Raw genomic sequence first — 18,586 nt, 5'->3', positions numbered from 1 at the left:
AAGATTTACGATTAGACAAAACCAACAAGAAAATGAGCAAAACAATAAGAATAGCGGGTGTTCCGGAACATTTCAACTTACCTTGGCATTTATGTATTGAAAACGGAGAATTCGACGAGGTTGACATCGATTTACAATGGACTGATGTACCTGAAGGAACCGGGAAAATGTGCCAGATGCTTCGTGAAAATGAAACCGATATTGCTGTAATTCTCTCAGAAGGAATTGTACGGGATATTGCTGCCGGAAATGACGCTTCTATTGTTCAGGTTTATGTGCAATCACCTTTAATTTGGGGAATTCATGTAGCTAAAAAATCTAACTATAAGCTGCTGCCCGATTTAGAAAACAAAAAAGTCGCCATTAGCAGAATGGGTTCCGGTTCGCATTTGATGGCTATTGTAAATGCTAAAAATCAAAATTGGGACACACAAAATCTGCAATTTGAAATTATAAACACTATTGATGGCGCTGTTGAAGCACTTACTTCCGGTCAGGCCGATTATTTCATGTGGGAACGATTCATGACAAAACCCTTAGTAGACAACGGAACTTTCAGAAGAATTGCCGACTGCCCTACGCCTTGGCCATGTTTTGTTATTGCCGTTCGCAATGAATTCCTGAAAGACAATAAACATGTTATCAATCAGATTCTGGAAATCGTTAACAATACAACTATCGAATTTAAAGAGATTCCAAGTATCGACAGAACACTTGCAACTCGATATGACCAGAAATTAGAAGACATACAAGAATGGCTTAAATTAACGCGTTGGTCGCAGAAAAAATTAGACAAAAACACTTTTGATAAAATTCAAAACCAATTATTTGAATTACATTTGATTACAGATAAAAAAGATTACGAAACTGTAGTTAAATAAACTGTTTTCAGGAATGCTCCCGTCAATACCAACAAAACTTCAAGCGCTTAAAGAAAAGCTTTCACTGCCAAAGCCTTGGGATACTGTTGTTATTTTTTTACTGAACATTTTGATTGCTATCCCAATATTCATTATTGCACATCAAAATCTTATTGATCCGGAATGGCCGGGACACATTGACCGTGTTTTCCTTTTCTTACTTATTCTTACTGCTATACAACTGGTTTTAAGATTGTTAAAAACTGTAATCATCATTTGTATTTTCTTGTACCTTATTGCCTTAGTTTGGGGAACACTTTTCGGCAGTTATGGTTTTGCTTCCGTTTTTGAAGATTACCAGGCGATGATTTTTACTATGAATGACACGCCTAACCCTCAGGATGTTATCATTTCAAAACTTTTACCTTTTCCTAATAAATCACAAATTATTGATGCGGTAGATTACGACAATCCAAGGGTTAGAAACTTTGCTTTAAAAGCTACTACGCTTCATTTTCAAGACGTTAAAGGACATCGGGAATACCGTCAGATTATTCAATGTTTTGCTGTTTTTAAAGAAATCCGTAATCGTTGGAATTATGTAAACGATCCGAAAGGACGCGAATATATTGCTTATGCCAGTGAATCATTACAGCATTTTTCCGGTGATTGTGATGACCATGCTATTTTCACATCAGCCCTGATACGTGCCATTGGTGGGACACCCCGAATCATCCACACAGGCGGCCATTTATATCCTGAAATGTTAATTGGAAATAAAGCCGATTTTGAAAACATCAACTATCTGATTAAAGAAATATTGTTTAAAGAAGAATCTGAGGGCAAAGATGTTCACTATCATATCGACGAGCGCGGACAGATTTGGTTAAACCTTGATTATACGGCAAAATACCCAGGTGGGCCATTTATGAGTGAAGAAATTCTGGGCGCCCTTACTTTTAATTAAGCAACCTTTTGCTATATTTACCATCATTAACTAAAGAGCTTTTATGAAAAAACTTGCATTACTGGGTTTACTTTTTCTGTTTCAAATAGGATATTCCCAGCAACAGGATTCAACAGAAGTTGTCAGCCCGATTACACTTAAAAAAAATGAAGTCAGGCTTGATATTGTTTCACTTATTGCCAAAACCCGATTTCATGTTAGTTATGAACGATTCCTTAATAAGGATTTTTCCGTTGGATTAAGTGCGAGTCTGGCTAAAAGCAAAAAGGCCAAAGATGATTTTGAGGAAAATTTCAACAGCACATTACCGGAATATGAAATAAATCCTTTTGTTCGTTACTCGTTATCGAAAAGTCAGAAAACCTACTATTTTGTAGAGGCTTTTATGTCTGTAAACGGCGGAAAGTATAAAGAGCTAAAACACGAACCAAGCATTCTTGGCAGTAATAAAGTGATTGTAACAGACGATAACTACACTGATTTAGCAATTGGAGGAGCTGTCGGATACAAACTTTACTTCAGTGATAAATTTACCGTGGAACTTTTCGTAGGGGTTGCTAAAAATATTTTAAATACAGATGTTAGTCCAACGTATGTACAACGCGTGGGCGCTAATTTCGGTTACAGATTTTAAACAGACATATCATGAAAACGTTAAAAATACTATTAATATCGGTTTTAAGTGCACTAACATTTATCGCTTGTAAAACGGACGATGAATTTTATAATGCCGTCTATCTAAGTGCACCCGATTTGATTACGGTTGATGCTTCATCTGGAAATGCTGTTAGTTTCCATACCGAATTTTCAAGATTTCTTCCCGAATTAGGACAAACCGCCCCATTGGATGTTTATGCTACCAGTGGCGCAGAATCTTTCGGTTTTGCTTATCGCATACAAATGAAAGACTCCAACAACAATTGGGTATCGGTTCTTGGTGAAGGCGACGAATTTACTTCAGCCGATGCTGTTTACGATGCGACATCATTGACCTACAAATCAGATGTAACTATCCCGATTACTATTGCTGGCGAATACCGTCTGAAATTTGAAGACAGTTATATTGGAATTCAATCTACGGATTTAATCTCAAGAAATCCTTCCAATAAAACACTGATACGACTGACTACAAATCCGGTGGGATTAAATAGTGATGGTCATTACTACTTTACTATAAACTAATAAAAAAATCCACCAAATTGGTGGATTTTTTTATTACCAGACTATTTCATTTTTCCCCATTTTCTTCAAAAAAACATTGGTCTGATTAAAATGATTATTTCCAAACCATTTTTTGTGCACGCCTGCAAATGAAGGATGTCCTGAAATCAATACGTCGTGCTTCTTTTCATCGATTAAATTGGCTTTCTTTTGTGCAAAAGCGCCCCACAATAAAAAAACCAAATGTTCTTTTTCGTCTGAAAGCTTTTTAATTATAGCATCCGTAAATCTTTGCCACTCAATTTGTTTATGGCTGTTTGCGATATCTTTTCTAACCGTTAATGTGGCATTTAACAACAAGACACCTTGTTTTGCCCAACGCTCAAGATTACCGGAATTTGGTAGTATAATACGGTTATATTCACAATTAATTTCTTTGTAGATATTTAACAATGATGGTGGAATTTTTACCGTATCATTTACAGAAAAAGCCAAGCCATTTGCCTCTCCTTCACCATGATAAGGATCCTGACCAATAATAATAACCTTTACATCATCAAAGGGACAATGATTAAATGCGTTAAATATTAAATGTTTCGGAGGGAAACAAGTGTAAGCGTCGTATTCTTCTTCTACATTACGCAATAATTCTTTAAAATACGGTTTTTCGAATTCCTCCGATAAAACAGCTTTCCAGGAAGCGTGAATATCAACTTGCATTGGCTAAAATTTTGTCAAAAATATGAAATTCTGTTGCAACAAGGCCGACAACCTTTGTAACTTTGATGCTTTCATACATCAGCATGATAGCAATTAACGATAAGACATTACAGGATTTAGAATTTAACACAGTGCTTGAAACTGTTTCCGATTTGTGTACCACAGATTTAGGAAAACAAAAAGCAATTGATATAAAGCCTTTTAAGGATAAAGAAACGCTGATGAATGTATTATTGCAAACATCGGAATACGTATCTTCCTATACCAACAACAACGCAATTCCTAATCATTATTTTGATGAGGTTACAAATGAATTAAAGTTTCTTGCCATTGAAGACAGTTTTCTGGAATCGGGAAGTTTTAAGAAGATTGCCACTTTATCAGAAACCACTAATACTTTACTGCTTTTTCTTAGAAAATTTGAAGATTATTATCCGAAATTAAACGAAAAAGCAACGGCCGTTGAACTCACAAAATTTATCATTCAGAAGATTGATGAAGTGCTTGATAAATATGGCGAAATAAAAGACACTGCTTCTCCTGCTCTAGCCGAAATCCGCAAAAACATGAATCTGGTACGCGGCAAAATCAACCAGAGTTTCGGCATGGCACTTTCAAGTTATAACAGTCTGGGATATTTAGACGATATACGGGAAACTATTGTGGACAACCGAAGAGTACTGGCCGTTTTAGCCATGTACCGAAGAAAAGTAAAAGGAACCATTTTAGGCAGTTCCAAAACAGGAAGTATTGCCTATATCGAACCGGAAGCTACTTTGCGCTATTCAAGAGAGTTAGGAAATCTGGAATATGAAGAACGGGAAGAAATAACCAGAATTCTGAAACAGCTCACCAACGCGATTCGACCTTATACGGAATTATTGCACCAATATCAGGATTTCCTGAGTGATATGGATGTGGTGGCCGGAAAAGCGCGTTATGCTAACAGAATCAACGGTATATTGCCTACCATTACAGAAGAAAAGCACTTGTATTTCCGGGATGCCTTCCATCCTATTCTGTTTTTAAATAATAAAGCGAAAAACAAACCAACTTTTCCACAGACCATTGAACTCCAAAATGACAGCAGGATCATTGTTATTTCCGGGCCAAATGCAGGTGGAAAAAGTATCACCCTGAAAACCATCGGCTTGCTTCAGTTAATGCTGCAATGCGGTATGCTGATTCCGGTACACGAGCGAAGTGAAACTTTTTTATTTGACAGAATTCTTACCGACATAGGTGACAATCAATCCATTGAAAATCATTTAAGTACTTATAGCTACCGATTGAAGAACATGAATTACTTTCTGAAAAAATGTAATGCCAAAACCTTGTTCTTAATTGATGAATTCGGTACAGGTTCTGATCCGGAATTGGGTGGTGCCTTGGCCGAAGTTTTTCTGGAAGAATTTTATGAACGTGAGGCTTTTGGAATCATTACAACACATTATACTAATTTAAAAATATTGGCCAATGAATTGCCTTTCGCCATCAATGCCAATATGCTTTTCGATGAAAAATCATTGGAACCGATGTATAAATTGCATTTAGGTCAGGCAGGTAGTTCTTTCACCTTTGAAGTAGCACAGAAAAACGGTATTCCTTTCGGATTAATCAATCGTGCGAAAAAGAAAGTGGAAGGCGAAAAAGTGCGTTTTGACAAAACCATTGCTAATCTTCAGAAAGAACGTTCCAAGCTTGAAAAAACCTCGCAAAATTTAAAAGAAGAGGAAACCCGTGCCCGTGAGGAAAGCAAAAAAATGGAAGGGATAAACACCAAAATCCAACAGAAACTGGAAAGTTATCAGGAATTGTTTGACGCCAACCAACGTTTGGTATACATGGGGCAAAAAATTGACGATATTTCTGAAAGATACTTCAACAATAAGAACAAAAAGGAGCTAATTGGTGAATTCCTGAAAATGGTTGAAATTGAAAATTCGAAACGTAAGAAAATCACCGCTAAAGAAAAGAAAGCTAAAGAAGTAGTTCAAAAACAGGTTATTGAAGAAGTAAAAGAAAAAGTCGAGGAAATCCGAAAGGAAAAGAAAGAGAAAAAAATAAAAGCACAGAAAGAAGAAGCTAATAAACCCAAAATTCCATTAAAAGTTGGAGACAGAGTTCGAATGATAGACGGAAAAGCCGTGGGAAGTATTGATGTAATTGAAAAAAACAAAGCCACCGTTAACTACGGAATTTTCACATCTAAAGTGGATTTGGATAATCTGGAATTGGTAGAGCGAATGAAATAATATGGAAAAATTACCAAAAAATAAAAAAATTATTCTTTTTGACGGCGTGTGCAACTTGTGCGATGCTACTGTACAAAAAGTAATCAAAGTCGATACAAACGACAATTTTCGATTTGTCCCCTTACAATCTGAGTTGGGTAAAGAGATAATTTCTTATATCGGAATAGATATTCAAAAAACTGACAGCATCATTCTGTACGAACCCGGAATTGCTTATCATATAAAAGCTGAAGCTGCTATTGAAATTGCCAAAACTATTGGTGGAATATATGCTTTATTGGGTATATTTTCGGTTTTTCCGAATTGGTTAAAAGATATTGGATATGATTTTGTGGCACGAAACCGTTACAAATGGTATGGCAAAAAAGAAAGCTGCATGATGCCTACTCCTGAAATAAAAGCTAAATTCCTTGAATAAAAAAGTCCCGAAATATTCGGGACTTTTCATTTCTATTAAGTGAAACTTTATTTCTTAACAATTTTCTTTGTTGCAGAGCCTTCGTTGGTATCAATATTCATGAAATAAACTCCGGCATTTAATTCAGAAATATTAATTTGAGATTCTGAAACACCATTTAAATTTAATGATTTAACTGTTCTTCCGTTAATATCTGTAAACACAATTTTATTGATTTCCAAATCACCATAATTTGAAATATTTACAATATCGTTCACTGGATTAGGATAAACAGATAATTTAGATGCAACGAAATCAGAAGAAGACATCGTAGCCGCTGTTACCGTAAAATCATCAATCATAAACATATACTTATCATCACTTACACATTGAATACCAATTCTGATTGTTTGACCGTCGTAAGCAGACAGCGATTGCGTTCGCTGTGTCCATGCGGTCCAAGAAGAAGAAGTAAGATTTCCTAATCCTGAAATAATTGTAAAATCCGATGATTGTATAGGATTTCCTGATCCAATATAAACACCAATCTTGTACTTTTCTAGACCATAACAATCTGATAATGATTTTACCCAAAAATTTAACGAACTTCCAGTTGCACCTGTTAAATTAATTGGCGGACTAACTAACCAGTCATTATTTGCTGTCGGACCTCCTGTAGTTGATGGAACAGCTGCCCAACATGCAGCAAACTTTGCTCCGGTTCTTGGATTAAAGTTTATATTCTCTGTTGTACTCGAACATCCTGCATTCGAATTAGTGACTAATGCTGTTGTAGGATTGAAAATCTGATAAGCTTGTGGAGCTCCTGCGTTAGCCCATGTTGGATCACCAACTGTACCACCTGTGTAAGTAGGCAACAAATCCAAATCTAATGTTTGCCATTGGCCAAATCCTGAGATTAAAAAATCATTGTAGGTATCAAAGCTATCCTGGAAAACGGTTACCTGTGAAAAACCAAATGATGTAGCCAATAAAGAAAGTGAGAGTAATAGTTTTTTCATATAATTTTATTTAATTCATTACAAGTTAAATAAAAAATATTATAAAACACTAAAAAATTAACTGTTTTTTCACAATAAATTATCTACAATAACTAACATTGCCATGGCTTCTACAATCGGAACGGCTCTTGGAACCACACAAGGGTCATGTCTTCCCTTGCCTTGCTGTTCTGTAAGATTACCTTTATCATCTAAAACTTCTTGCTTTTGCATTATAGTTGCCACTGGTTTAAAAGCAACCCTGAAATAAATATCCATACCATTTGATATACCTCCTTGTATACCTCCTGAAAAATTAGTTCTAGTTGTCCCGTCTGCATTAAACAAATCGTTATGTTCACTCCCTTTCATTTTAGCTCCCGAGAAACCACTTCCGTATTCAAATCCTTTCACTGCATTTATCGACAACATGGCTTTACCAAGATCGGCATGCAGTCTGTCAAATACGGGTTCACCTAAACCAACGGGAACATTTTGGATAACACAGGTAATCACACCTCCAACCGTATCCCCGTCTTTACGGATTTGTTTAATATAATTTTCCATTTTTTCGGCAACTGCCAAATCAGGACAACGTACCGGATTGCTTTCAATTAAAGAGAAATCCAAATCCTGATACGTTTTATCAATCGAAATGTCTCCTACCGATGAAACAAAAGCATGAATCTTAATCTCCGGCGCAATTTGTTTTGCAATGGCTCCTGCAACAACTCTGCTGGCAGTTTCCCGGGCAGAACTCCTTCCTCCTCCACGATAATCGCGTATGCCGTACTTTTGTTCATAAACATAATCTGCATGACTTGGGCGATACGTATCTTTAATATGAGAATAATCGTCCGACTTTTGATTTTCATTCGGAATGATAAAACCTATAGGTGTTCCAGTGGTTTTCCCTTCAAAAATTCCGGATAAAAAATGAACCGTGTCTGACTCTTTTCGCTGGGTTACAATTGCTGACTGACCAGGCTTTCTTCTGTCCAGTTCTTTTTGAATGGCATCAAAATCCAACGCAATTCCAGAAGGACAACCATCAATTACACCTCCAATTGCTTCACCGTGCGACTCCCCAAAAGTCATTAATTTAAAGTTATTCCCAAATGTATTACCTGCCATTTTTATTGCTTTTTAAACAAATATAAGCTTTTTAAAAGAGATTCGGTTATCAAAATCTTAATATTATATTGATTTTTCTAAAGATAAATTAACAATCGCCTAACTTTGGATTTAACTTCAAGAACTTGTTTTGAAACAAAATTAGCATTGAAAAAGAGAAATTTAGAAATCGTAGTACTATCCGATGTACATTTAGGGACTTATGGCTCTCACGCAACCGAACTTCTGGAATATCTGAAATCCATCAAACCAAAAATTCTGATTCTTAATGGCGATATTATCGATATCTGGCAATTCAGAAAATCGTATTTCCCAAAATCACATCTTAAGGTTATTAAAAAAATCCTTGATTTTACATCAAAAGGCACTACGGTTTATTATATCACCGGAAATCACGACGAAATGCTTCGGAAGTTTGCCGATACCAAAATGGGCAACTTTTCCATAATAAATAAACTTGTTCTGGAATTTGACGGTAAGAAAGCGTGGTTTTTTCATGGCGATATTTTCGATAATTCGGTTCATCAGGCAAAATGGATTGCTAAACTTGGTGGAATCGGTTACGACTACCTGATTCTGTTAAACCGTTTCATCAATTGGGCTTTAGTGAAGATCGGTAAAGAACCGTATTCCCTTTCCAAAAAAATTAAAGCCAGTGTTAAAAAAGCAGTTCAGTTCATTTCTGATTTCGAAACTGCTGCTGTCGATTTAGCAATAGACAATCAATACGATTATGTGGTGTGCGGACATATTCATGAACCAAAACTGGAAGAACGAAGCACTAAAAAAGGAAAAACAATTTACATGAATTCAGGTGACTGGATAGAAAATCTGACGGCACTGGAGTATAGCAAGAAGCGTTGGTCGCTTTATACCCATCAAAAAATTGCAGCAGTTGATGAAGACAAGGAATACTTTGAAATGGAAGAAAAATTAGTAGAACAATTAATAATTTCCAATATTTTAACAACTTCACGAAAATAAATTCATTTTTAGTATATTCGCCTAAATTTGCTAACCTATACTACTATGAAAAAAAAATTACTTATGCTTGCGGCTTGCTGCAGTGTTTTATTTTCTTGTTCTTCAGATGATTCCGGTTCCGGAGACAACGCACCAGTTAACTTCACGATTCCTTTAAATAATGGCAAATATTGGACGTATGATGTAAAAACAAATGAAGATCTTCCAACAAGAGATTCACTTTATATTTCCGGAGACAGCCTAATTAACGGAGTTACTTACAAACGATTTGAAACCCGCGATAATTTAGCAACAGGATTTTATTCCTCTTCATTAAGAAACAACGGTGTAAGGGAATCAGACAACAAATTGTTATTAACCGGAGATTTGTCTTTAGCTGCAGGACAGCAATTACCTTTAAACTTAGATTTAACCTTAACGGATTTCATTATCTTTAAGAAAAATGCAACGGTAGATGAACTTTTATCTTCTATAACTGATTCCTTTCAGCAAGATGTAAACGGATATCCGTTAACAATAACTTATACTTTAAGATCATACGGCGGAGAAACGTTGTCAACTTTCACCCCACCTTCTCCAAACACAACGACTTATAGTAATGTAAAAACTTCAAAAATTAAGCTAAATGCTACTGTAACGACTCAAATTCCTGGTGTTCCGTTACCAATAACTGTTTTATCGGATCAGACTATTTTGTCATCAACACAGTATGTTGCGGATCAGATTGGTATGGTTTATACGAATACTGTAACAAGCTATTCCATTAATGAGAGTATTGCTGCTGAGATTGGAATTGACCCTAACGGTACGCAAACACAACAGGAATTTTTAGACAATCACAATTAATTTGTTGAAAAAAAAATGCTTTCATACACAATAATTTTGTTTGTTAATTTTTCTTAAAGAATTTGAACTGTTCCGGATTATAGGTATAAATTTGTTAAAATTTAATCATTTATGAGGAAAATAATTTTATCTGCTATTGTGTTAATTGGATTAGCATATAGCGCTCAGGCTCAAGATCGTAAGAACGCAATAGGTCTACGTTTAGGTGACAACGACGGATTTGGAGGAGAAGTTTCATACCAAAGATGGATTTCCAACAAAAACAGACTTGAGTTTGATTTAGGCTGGAGAGACACCAAACATTATGATGCAGCAAAATTAATAGGTTTATACCAATGGGTATGGGACATCGACAACGGTTTCAAATGGTATGCCGGACCCGGAGCCGGTTTGGGTTCATGGAGAGCACAATACTGGAACAATGGTCATGATGTATATTATGATGAATCCGGTGTGTTTTTTGTAGCAACAGGTGATATCGGTATCGAATACAACTTTGACATTCCATTACAGATTTCATTGGATTTTCGTCCGGAATTATATATCAGTGAAGACTACAATGACATTAGAGATGATGGATTTGGAGCTGATGTTGGTTTAAGCGTACGCTATAAATTCTAAAAGAACGAATTAAAAATTTTAAATAAAAAGTCCCGAAAATTCGGGACTTTTTATTTAACTGACCATATTTTTATTTTCATACTTCTGTAGTGCCTTTTCATACAGTCTTTCATACAAGGGCATAATTTGTTTAATATCGAATTCTTTTGCTAATTCAAGAGCGTTCTTCTTAAACTGAAGCAGATTATTATCATCTGATAAAATTGAAATTGCATTTTTAGCCATATCCTCAACATTCCCTACATCACTCAAATATCCTGAAAAACCTTGTTTGTTAACTTCCGGCAATCCTCCTGAATTACTTGAAATGACTGGTACTCCAGAAGCCATGGCTTCTAAAGCCGCCAATCCGAAACTTTCTGTCTCAGATGGTAAAAGAAATAAATCGGAATAACTCAATATCTGATTAATTTCATGACTGTTTCCAAAAAAAATGACTTTATCATTAATGTTCAGATCAGCACACATTTTTTCTGCAACTTCCTTTTCCGGCCCTTCTCCAACCATCATCAGTTTTGAAGGAATCTGTTTTTGTATTTCGTAGAAAATTTTAACAACATCCGGTATACGTTTTACTTTTCTGAAATTACTGATGTGTGTGATGATTTTCTGATCCTGTGTAGCCATCAAAGAACGATAACAAGCCGAATTTACATCCGTTCTTTCCTTGTCAATTTCAATGAAATTTGGAATAACTTCAATTTCTTTCTTTATATCAAAAAGTTTATACGTATCATCTTTTAAACTTTGTGAAACCGAAGTAACATAATCGGATTTATTAATACTGAAAGACACTGCCGGTTTATAAAACGGATGATTTCCCACTAAAGTAATATCTGTGCCGTGAAGCGTTGTAATCATCGGAATCTTTATGCCTTCACTCTTTAGCATTTGCTTAGCCATATAACCGGCATAAGCATGAGGAATCGCATAATGCACATGCAAAATCTCAATTTTATGCAATTTCACCATATCTACCAATTTACTGGAAAGTGCCAATTCATAAGGCTGATAATGAAATAAAGGATATTCCGGAACATTAACTTCGTGATAATGAATGTTAGGGTTTAGAAGCGCTAAACGTACCGGCTGGCTATATGTTATGAAATGGATTTCATGTCCGCGACGAGCCAGTTCTAATCCAAGCTCTGTTGCCACTACTCCGCTTCCGCCGAAGGTCGGGTAACAAACAATTGCAATTTTCATTTTTTGGTTTTAAGTGGACACTAATTTACAGCAAAAAAGCAAGGAAATAACCTTACTTTTAGATAATATTAACTTTGTTTAAAACCTTTGCTTAACGCGTTTTCATAGGTTAGAATCCAATCGGCGGGAGTCATTTTTTTAACCAGTTCGCCTATAAGTTCAAATGGAATTTGGTCCGGTTTTTTAAATCGGATACAACTTTTACCCATATCCAGTTTTGTTTTAACATGTTTGGGATATTCGGAAGTAAACCAGTTGTATAAATTCGGATCAGAATAAATCCCCATATGGTACACTGCTATAAAGTTCTTTTGAGAAGCAATACCTAAAAAAGGAAGCGGGACTTTAGGATCGCAATGATAGCCTTTCGGATACATCGAATGGGGAACTACCCACCCCAACATTCCGTATCCCATAGTTTCTTCAAAGCCTTTTGGAAGGTTTTTAAGGATGGTATTTCGCAACTTATCCATAGCCGGTTTTCTGTCTTCCGGTAAGGATTCCATATACTCTTCTGGTGATTTTGCTGTTGACTGCATACAATACAATTATTTTTACTCTAAAATAAGAATTTAGTTAATTGATTATAGCTTCGTAAATCACTTTTTGTATGTCTTCGCGAATATTATTCTTAGAAAGTTTATTTTCAGCACTATCCGGGAAAGTTCTGTTGGACAGGAATATATAAATCAGGTCTTTATCGGGATCTGCCCAAGCGATCGTTCCTGTAAATCCGGTGTGCCCAAAACTGGTCATCGAAGCACAACCACATGTTGGCCCTTCACCCGTTAACTGAGGCTTATCAAACCCCATTCCTCTTCGGTTTCCTACGTTACAGTATGCACAATCATTAAATGCATCAAACGTTTTCTCTGAAAAATATTGGTGTCCTCCATAATTTCCTTTCTGAAGAAACAGCTGCATCATTTTAGCAACATCAACGGCATTGGCAAACAATCCGGCGTGACCGCCTACGCCATCCTGCATGGCTGCTCCCATATCATGAACATAGCCCTGCACTGTTGTATATCGAAAATAGTTGTCCTTCTCTGTTGGCGGAATTACACTCATATCCATTTTACGCAACGGGTTGTACATCATAGTGTTCATCCCCATTGGCTTATAAAAATTATGATAACTGATAAAATCTAATGATCTGTGCAAAGTTCTTTCTAAATAATCCTTCAAAATAATAAAGGTAAAATCACTGTATTTGTATTGTTTTTTGGGCAATAACTTACTGTCTGCAATAGCTTTCATAATAGTATCCTGGTAATCTTTTCTCAGGAATAAATTTTCAGATACCTGCAATGGAAACTCAGGAGAATAGGTTTTTCTGTAATATTTTTTCGAAGGATGTTTTGTGCTGTCCAAAGTAGTCTGATAAAATGGAATCCAAGCCTGCAATCCTGCCTGATGCGCCAACAACTCCTTCAGTGTAATATCCTTTTTGTTTGTATTCTGGAAAAGCGGCAGCATTTGTCCTAATTTAGAATCGAATTTTACTCGACCTTTATCATACAATTGCATCATGTTAGGCAACGTAGACAAGATTTTAGTAAGAGAAGCCAAATCGTAAACATCCTGATTATTTACTTTTGTATCTTTCTTATAATCGTGATACCCAAATGATTTCTGATATACAATTTTTCCTTTTCGGGCAACCAGAATCTGCATTCCAGGCGTCATATTTCCATCAATAGCTTTATTGGCCAATGCATCAATTCTAGCTAATATTGCCGGATTCATTCCAACATTCTGAGGCGTTGAATAAGCAAGAATATTGATTTTATTGGTTTTATGTCCTTCATCGACCTTGAAGAAACTGTTTATAGAAACGGGTGTCTTTCCTTTAGCACCAATTGCACCAAACACGACTTCTGCTGCCACCGTTTGGGCGATATAATTGTTCTGATACGCTACTACAACGTTTTCGATATTGCTGAAATCCTTGATTGCCAATAACGTATAGGGTTTTGCAAAAACAGTAAGTGTAACGTTATGATGTTTTGAAATCGAGTCTAAAACAGCTAATTCATTCGACTTAAAATCATGTTTTTTCCAAGCTCCATCCGCTTTGTGAAAGCCTACAATTACTTTGGAAAACTTCTGCAAATTTTTAAGCATCAAATGAATACTATCATTCTCTATTTCCGTTATTTGTGCATAGGTTTTTATTCCATTCAGAAAAGAATCATTTACATCATCTCCTAATTTAACATAAGCGATATTTTCATGTTCAACATTGGTTATAGGAAAATTGTGTTCTTCCTTTTTAAGAACAGTAACCGCATTTTCATAGAGTTGATAATTCAAATCTTCATATTCAGAGGCATTTAAATCCTGATACAAATTCTTCAAATTAATTGGCTTATAGTTGTTTAAACCTGCTTTGTATTTGTATTTTAAAATTTTCTTTACAGAATGCTCCAAACGTTCGTCGGTAAACAAGGTGTCGTTATAGGCCTGGCAGAATTTTTCTAAAGCCACAGGAACATTTTCGGCAAAAAGCAGAATATCATTTCCAGCCAAAAATGCTTCCAAATCAATATCTCCAGGTTGTTTGAAGTTACTGGCTCCTTTCATATTTAAGGCATCGGTAAAAATCAAACCTTTGAAATTCAGGTCTTTCTTAAGAATATTAGTTACAACATTTTGTGATATCGATGTAGGATAACCTTCCCGGGGTTCAATACTTGGAACATTCAAATGCGCCACCATAACACTAGCCAAGCCTTCTCGGAATAGTTTTCGGTAGGGATATAATTCTACTTCGTCTAGCCGGTCTTTTGAAAAGCTAACCGTGGGTAAGGTATGATGGGAATCTGTAGCGGTATCACCATGTCCGGGAAAATGTTTCCCTGTGGCAAAAACACCCTCACTTTGTATTCCTTTCATTAAAGCTAAGGCTCTTTCCGTAACATTTTCTTTGTTTTCTCCAAAAGATCGGTTCCCGATAATGGGGTTCAACGGATTAGTATTAATATCCAAAACCGGAGCAAAATTAAATTGTAAGCCCAATCGTTTGGCCTGTTTCGCCATTTGCTTCCCCATTTTCTCAATGAGTTTCATATCCTGAACAGCACCAAGAGTCATGTTCCAGGGATAGCGGTAGGTGGAATCCAATCGCATACTTAATCCCCATTCTGCATCAATACCCACAAATAGAGGCACTTTGGATTTTGCCTGATATCGGTTAGTTAATTTCGCCTGACGTACCGGACCACCCTGAAAAAAAATCAATCCACCGATTTTATACTCTTCCACCAGTTTTTCGATAGATTTGACGTGAACGGAATCTTTATTAGAATAGGCTGCGACCATAAACAATTGCCCTACTTTCTCTTCAAAAGTCATTTGGTTGTAAACACTGTCTACCCATACTTTTTCAAGAACATCTTCGTACTTATCCAAAGGCAAGGCGGTTTCGGTTTGTGACCAGACAAATTGAGTTACAAAAAGGAAAATATAAATGATCTTACGCATTACAAAAAAATCGAAAGGGTTTAAAAAATAAAACTTTTAGAAAAAACGGCTATGCCAGCTTTCTTTAGCGGGAACCTCCCAAAAATCTTGCCATTCTCCAATGGTATTCACCAAATTATTAAAAACGATTGTGTTCTCGGAAACCGCTTTTTCTTTAGCCATTTTTTTGAAATCAATTAAAGTCTTATAAGCAATATAATCGCCTAAACGGAAAGTAACATTCATTCTGTCTAATAAATCGACTCCGTATTTTTTCTCCAGACTTTGGATGAAGCTCACCGATGCATCAATGGAACAGCCTGTAGCGTTTTGTACATTCTGGTTGATGGCAAGAATAATAAATCGATTGTATTTCGTAAGAAAAGAAGCCTCAAGTCCTGTTCCGTGTGCGGACCAGTCTTTAATGAAATCCGCAAGAGCGGCATCAATTTCGGTTATTTCATCATCTGTGAATTTTCGGTCTGACTGATAAACCCAAATTCTTGAATCTTCGGGAAGTGTATTGAAATCTACGTGCATAATTTTAAAAGTAAATCACAAAAATAAACCTTTAGAATCAGATTGTAGTAATCTTAAAACTATTTTAGCATAAAAAATAAACCATCACATTTAAAATGTGATGGTTTATCGCCACAATTATTAACCCCTTAATAATATAACTAACCTATAATAACTAACTTTAAATTTTAATCTCTGATGGAAATAACAATCCATTTAGAAGCATTTCCGTCATAAACCAATTCTACCGTACCAATACCAGAAGTAGATGTTGCTGTACCAATCGTATCAATAGTATTTGTTGAAATTGTAGAAATCATATGATCCATTTTCATGTTAACCGGTGAAGAATTATAAAGAATGATATGTCTTCCTTCCGTTCCGCCCTGAATTCCTCTAATTGAAAAATTATGCAATGACCCGTATAACCTAAAGACTACTACACCCGCATTGACACCGTTTAACTGTAAATCTAAATTATCAAATACTTGATTTGCTGCAAGTGTTGTCAGTTTAACAGACGCTACCTTATAAGTTGAATTATCGGTCCCTGCCGCACTCAGCTCATTGTTTATTAATGTTAGATTTTGTCCGATCTTAACATCGGCAATAATACCCTGACCACATGTTCCTGCCAGCTTAGTGGTCGTTGTTGTATTATCTGTGTTTGTAACCCGCATTGTTCCGTTAACATGTAATGTGGAAAGCGGATTCGTTGTTCCCACTCCAACTTGGGCAAAGCCCAATTGGAAGAACAGTAATGTAGCCACACTTACTGTTCTTAATAAGTAATTTTTTTCCATTTTGACCCCTTGTTTTTTAATTCTGTAACTAAGTTACTTTTACAGAATACAACTTTTAAAATAATCCGTTGAAATGCTATAAAATTTGTTTAAAAACATAAGAATCGACAAAAAAACATTTAATATCGATGAAAATTTTCAATAAAAAAGCCAAACTTCCGTTTGGCTTTTTGACTATCTTTTTTTAAGTGATTGCAATATCTTGAAATACTTATAATCTTTGATTTTAGGATCATAAAATTCCTCCTCAAAATATTTTAGTTCAACATCATCATTTTTCTTTACTATTTCATTGATCAGTAAATCTGCGCCTTCAAAGGGTAATAAAAAAATAAGATTGTGGACTCTTTTGGCTGCATCCTCAACAGAAATAGTGATGAACTGTTCTTTTTTAATGGCAACCACTCTTCCCATAAGCGACGGCTTGAATACTTCAGAAGAATTCTTTTGTTCCTGCTCTTCTTTATTTTCAATAATAGAACTTACAATTGTTTTAAAAACATCGGGGCATTCCACCACCATTTTTAAACCAACTTCTTCACCCAGTTTAGTCGCCATTTCATCGTTTCCGATAACTTTACCAATAAGCTTTTCACTAAGTTCTAAATTTTCACTGTATTTTTTAAGAACACATATTCCTAATTCCGCTTGGATATCTGCTTTTGTTATGGAATCATTGGACTGCTTGTTTTTAATACAGGTACAGGCCTCTCTTGCCAACATCGTCAAATACTGATCCCTATCCATCTCCTGAGCAAACGAGGCGGTGGAAAAACAAAAAAGAAAAATCCAGAAAAATATCTTCATTATAAATCCTGAGCGTTTGCTATCAATTCAGCAACATCCATTACTTTGATTGAACCTTCTTTCTCTTTAAATTTAACACCATCCGTTAACATGGTATTACAGAAAGGACAACCTGCAGCTATAATTTCAGGTTGCGTTTCCATAGCATCCTCGGTTCTTTCCACATTAATGTCTTTATTACCTTTTTCAGGCTCTTTGAACATTTGGGCACCTCCGGCACCGCAACATAAACCGTTTCTTTTGGAACGCTTCATTTCAACCAATTCAGCATCAAGCTTTTGTATTAAGTCACGAGGCGCTTCGTAAACATTGTTCGCCCTTCCCAAGTAACAGGGATCGTGGAACGTAATTCTTTTTCCTTTGAACTGACCGCCTTCAATAGAAAGTCTTCCCTCATCCAATAACGATTTTAAAAATTCCGTATGATGGACAACTTCATATTTCCCACCCAATTCAGGGTATTCATTTTTTATCGTATTGAAACAGTGAGGACATGCCGTTACAATTTTCTTAATTTCATAAGCATTCATTACCTCAATATTGGTCATGGCCTGCATTTGAAACAAAAACTCATTTCCGGCACGTTTCGCAGGATCTCCGGTACAGCTTTCTTCGGTACCTAAAACCGCAAAAGGAACATTCGCCTGATTTAATAATTTTACAAACGCTTTTGTAATTTTCTTTGCTCTATCATCAAAACTACCTGAACAACCTACCCAGAATAATACTTCCGGCTGTTTGCCCTGCGCCATCATTTCGGCCATTGTAGGTACTGTTAAATTTGCTGACATATCTTTTTATTTTAGTTGCTAAGTCACTAAGTAGCAAAGTAGCTAAGTT

19 protein-coding genes are annotated in these 18,586 nt (G+C 35.9%); 9 read left to right on the top strand and 10 right to left on the bottom strand.

The window, feature by feature from the left end:
• The first annotated feature begins 32 nt into the window (after window positions 1-32).
• The 4 genes from ABGT15_RS03430 to ABGT15_RS03415 are packed head-to-tail and all read left to right on the top strand — an operon-like array spanning window position 33 to window position 3,009.
• Window positions 33-881, top strand: a complete 849-nt coding sequence (locus tag ABGT15_RS03430; protein WP_367230017.1) for a substrate-binding domain-containing protein — start codon at window positions 33-35, stop codon at window positions 879-881.
• A 13-nt stretch (window positions 882-894) separates the two neighbouring features.
• Complete coding sequence (locus ABGT15_RS03425; protein WP_367230016.1) at window positions 895-1,827, top strand: transglutaminase; 933 nt, start codon at window positions 895-897, stop codon at window positions 1,825-1,827.
• Between the two features lie 43 nt (window positions 1,828-1,870).
• Window positions 1,871-2,461 (top strand): hypothetical protein, encoded by a 591-nt coding sequence (locus ABGT15_RS03420; RefSeq protein WP_367230015.1) that lies wholly within the window; start codon window positions 1,871-1,873, stop codon window positions 2,459-2,461.
• Between the two features lie 11 nt (window positions 2,462-2,472).
• Window positions 2,473-3,009 (top strand): hypothetical protein, encoded by a 537-nt coding sequence (locus tag ABGT15_RS03415; protein ID WP_367230014.1) that lies wholly within the window; start codon window positions 2,473-2,475, stop codon window positions 3,007-3,009.
• 33 nt (window positions 3,010-3,042) lie between these two features.
• Here the strand turns inward: ABGT15_RS03415 and ung are convergent, their stop codons facing one another.
• Entirely contained in the window at window positions 3,043-3,708 is a 666-nt protein-coding gene (ung, locus tag ABGT15_RS03410; protein WP_367230013.1) for a uracil-DNA glycosylase, read from the bottom strand.
• A gap of 83 nt (window positions 3,709-3,791) precedes the next feature.
• Between ung and ABGT15_RS03405 the strand changes: the two genes are divergently transcribed.
• Both ABGT15_RS03405 and ABGT15_RS03400 read left to right on the top strand, forming a co-directional pair.
• Complete coding sequence (locus ABGT15_RS03405; protein ID WP_367230012.1) at window positions 3,792-5,963, top strand: endonuclease MutS2; 2,172 nt, start codon at window positions 3,792-3,794, stop codon at window positions 5,961-5,963.
• Window position 5,964: 1 nt separating this feature from the next.
• The gene (locus ABGT15_RS03400; protein ID WP_367230011.1) at window positions 5,965-6,381 is read left to right on the top strand and encodes a thiol-disulfide oxidoreductase DCC family protein; all 417 of its coding nucleotides are present in this window, start codon (window positions 5,965-5,967) and stop codon (window positions 6,379-6,381) included.
• Window positions 6,382-6,428: 47 nt separating this feature from the next.
• On the opposite strand, the gene ABGT15_RS03395 is transcribed toward ABGT15_RS03400, so the two are convergent.
• Both ABGT15_RS03395 and aroC read right to left on the bottom strand, forming a co-directional pair.
• Window positions 6,429-7,382 carry a T9SS-dependent choice-of-anchor J family protein gene (locus tag ABGT15_RS03395; RefSeq protein WP_367230010.1) on the bottom strand — a complete coding sequence of 318 codons (954 nt, stop codon included), beginning with the start codon at window positions 7,380-7,382 and terminating at the stop codon, window positions 6,429-6,431.
• Window positions 7,383-7,451: 69 nt separating this feature from the next.
• A complete protein-coding gene (aroC, locus tag ABGT15_RS03390) occupies window positions 7,452-8,495 on the bottom strand; it encodes a chorismate synthase (RefSeq protein ID WP_367230009.1) in 1,044 nt (347 codons plus the stop codon).
• Window positions 8,496-8,642: 147 nt separating this feature from the next.
• Here aroC and ABGT15_RS03385 point away from each other — a divergent pair, with 147 nt between their 5' ends.
• The 3 genes from ABGT15_RS03385 (at window position 8,643) to ABGT15_RS03375 (ending at window position 10,946) form a co-directional block, all read left to right on the top strand.
• Complete coding sequence (locus ABGT15_RS03385) at window positions 8,643-9,479, top strand: UDP-2,3-diacylglucosamine diphosphatase (RefSeq protein ID WP_367230008.1); 837 nt, start codon at window positions 8,643-8,645, stop codon at window positions 9,477-9,479.
• A 45-nt stretch (window positions 9,480-9,524) separates the two neighbouring features.
• Entirely contained in the window at window positions 9,525-10,325 is an 801-nt protein-coding gene (locus ABGT15_RS03380; RefSeq protein ID WP_367230007.1) for a hypothetical protein, read from the top strand.
• Window positions 10,326-10,436: 111 nt separating this feature from the next.
• On the top strand, window positions 10,437-10,946 hold the full coding sequence (locus tag ABGT15_RS03375; protein ID WP_367230006.1) for a hypothetical protein: 510 nt from the start codon (window positions 10,437-10,439) through the stop codon (window positions 10,944-10,946).
• A 54-nt stretch (window positions 10,947-11,000) separates the two neighbouring features.
• Here ABGT15_RS03375 and bshA read toward each other — a convergent pair whose 3' ends face one another.
• The 7 genes from bshA to ABGT15_RS03340 all read right to left on the bottom strand — a co-directional run bounded on the left by bshA (window position 11,001) and on the right by ABGT15_RS03340 (window position 18,537).
• Window positions 11,001-12,152, bottom strand: a complete 1,152-nt coding sequence (bshA, locus tag ABGT15_RS03370) for an N-acetyl-alpha-D-glucosaminyl L-malate synthase BshA (RefSeq protein ID WP_367230005.1) — start codon at window positions 12,150-12,152, stop codon at window positions 11,001-11,003.
• A gap of 68 nt (window positions 12,153-12,220) precedes the next feature.
• On the bottom strand, window positions 12,221-12,691 hold the full coding sequence (locus tag ABGT15_RS03365) for a DUF1801 domain-containing protein (RefSeq protein ID WP_367230004.1): 471 nt from the start codon (window positions 12,689-12,691) through the stop codon (window positions 12,221-12,223).
• 37 nt (window positions 12,692-12,728) lie between these two features.
• On the bottom strand, window positions 12,729-15,638 hold the full coding sequence (locus ABGT15_RS03360; RefSeq protein ID WP_367230003.1) for a glycoside hydrolase family 3 N-terminal domain-containing protein: 2,910 nt from the start codon (window positions 15,636-15,638) through the stop codon (window positions 12,729-12,731).
• Window positions 15,639-15,674: 36 nt separating this feature from the next.
• Complete coding sequence (locus ABGT15_RS03355) at window positions 15,675-16,157, bottom strand: ABC transporter ATPase (protein WP_367230002.1); 483 nt, start codon at window positions 16,155-16,157, stop codon at window positions 15,675-15,677.
• Between the two features lie 167 nt (window positions 16,158-16,324).
• Window positions 16,325-16,939, bottom strand: a complete 615-nt coding sequence (locus tag ABGT15_RS03350) for a hypothetical protein (RefSeq protein WP_367230001.1) — start codon at window positions 16,937-16,939, stop codon at window positions 16,325-16,327.
• A gap of 174 nt (window positions 16,940-17,113) precedes the next feature.
• On the bottom strand, window positions 17,114-17,746 hold the full coding sequence (locus tag ABGT15_RS03345; RefSeq protein WP_367230000.1) for a hypothetical protein: 633 nt from the start codon (window positions 17,744-17,746) through the stop codon (window positions 17,114-17,116).
• Window positions 17,746-18,537 (bottom strand): (Fe-S)-binding protein, encoded by a 792-nt coding sequence (locus tag ABGT15_RS03340; protein WP_367229999.1) that lies wholly within the window; start codon window positions 18,535-18,537, stop codon window positions 17,746-17,748. Before ABGT15_RS03340 ends, ABGT15_RS03345 begins: the two co-directional genes overlap by 1 nt.
• Between the last annotated feature and the right edge of the window lie 49 nt (window positions 18,538-18,586).

Origin of the sequence: Flavobacterium enshiense (assembly GCF_040750275.1) — a bacterium.
GTDB classification, from domain to species: Bacteria; Bacteroidota; Bacteroidia; order Flavobacteriales; family Flavobacteriaceae; genus Flavobacterium; species Flavobacterium enshiense_B.
This window is presented reverse-complemented; position numbering and strand designations above follow the sequence as displayed.

What these genes read in the sequence shown, in the direction of transcription:
- ABGT15_RS03430 (WP_367230017.1), top strand. Translation starts at nt 33, where the DNA reads ATGAGCAAAACAATAAGAATAGCGGGTGTTCCGGAACATTTCAACTTA.
- ABGT15_RS03425 (WP_367230016.1), top strand. Translation starts at nt 895, where the DNA reads ATGCTCCCGTCAATACCAACAAAACTTCAAGCGCTTAAAGAAAAGCTT.
- ABGT15_RS03420 (WP_367230015.1), top strand. Translation starts at nt 1,871, where the DNA reads ATGAAAAAACTTGCATTACTGGGTTTACTTTTTCTGTTTCAAATAGGA.
- ABGT15_RS03415 (WP_367230014.1), top strand. Translation starts at nt 2,473, where the DNA reads ATGAAAACGTTAAAAATACTATTAATATCGGTTTTAAGTGCACTAACA.
- ung (WP_367230013.1), bottom strand. Translation starts at nt 3,708, where the DNA reads ATGCAAGTTGATATTCACGCTTCCTGGAAAGCTGTTTTATCGGAGGAA.
- ABGT15_RS03405 (WP_367230012.1), top strand. Translation starts at nt 3,792, where the DNA reads ATGATAGCAATTAACGATAAGACATTACAGGATTTAGAATTTAACACA.
- ABGT15_RS03400 (WP_367230011.1), top strand. Translation starts at nt 5,965, where the DNA reads ATGGAAAAATTACCAAAAAATAAAAAAATTATTCTTTTTGACGGCGTG.
- ABGT15_RS03395 (WP_367230010.1), bottom strand. Translation starts at nt 7,382, where the DNA reads ATGAAAAAACTATTACTCTCACTTTCTTTATTGGCTACATCATTTGGT.
- aroC (WP_367230009.1), bottom strand. Translation starts at nt 8,495, where the DNA reads ATGGCAGGTAATACATTTGGGAATAACTTTAAATTAATGACTTTTGGG.
- ABGT15_RS03380 (WP_367230007.1), top strand. Translation starts at nt 9,525, where the DNA reads ATGAAAAAAAAATTACTTATGCTTGCGGCTTGCTGCAGTGTTTTATTT.
- ABGT15_RS03375 (WP_367230006.1), top strand. Translation starts at nt 10,437, where the DNA reads ATGAGGAAAATAATTTTATCTGCTATTGTGTTAATTGGATTAGCATAT.
- bshA (WP_367230005.1), bottom strand. Translation starts at nt 12,152, where the DNA reads ATGAAAATTGCAATTGTTTGTTACCCGACCTTCGGCGGAAGCGGAGTA.
- ABGT15_RS03365 (WP_367230004.1), bottom strand. Translation starts at nt 12,691, where the DNA reads ATGCAGTCAACAGCAAAATCACCAGAAGAGTATATGGAATCCTTACCG.
- ABGT15_RS03360 (WP_367230003.1), bottom strand. Translation starts at nt 15,638, where the DNA reads ATGCGTAAGATCATTTATATTTTCCTTTTTGTAACTCAATTTGTCTGG.
- ABGT15_RS03355 (WP_367230002.1), bottom strand. Translation starts at nt 16,157, where the DNA reads ATGCACGTAGATTTCAATACACTTCCCGAAGATTCAAGAATTTGGGTT.
- ABGT15_RS03350 (WP_367230001.1), bottom strand. Translation starts at nt 16,939, where the DNA reads ATGGAAAAAAATTACTTATTAAGAACAGTAAGTGTGGCTACATTACTG.
- ABGT15_RS03345 (WP_367230000.1), bottom strand. Translation starts at nt 17,746, where the DNA reads ATGAAGATATTTTTCTGGATTTTTCTTTTTTGTTTTTCCACCGCCTCG.
- ABGT15_RS03340 (WP_367229999.1), bottom strand. Translation starts at nt 18,537, where the DNA reads ATGTCAGCAAATTTAACAGTACCTACAATGGCCGAAATGATGGCGCAG.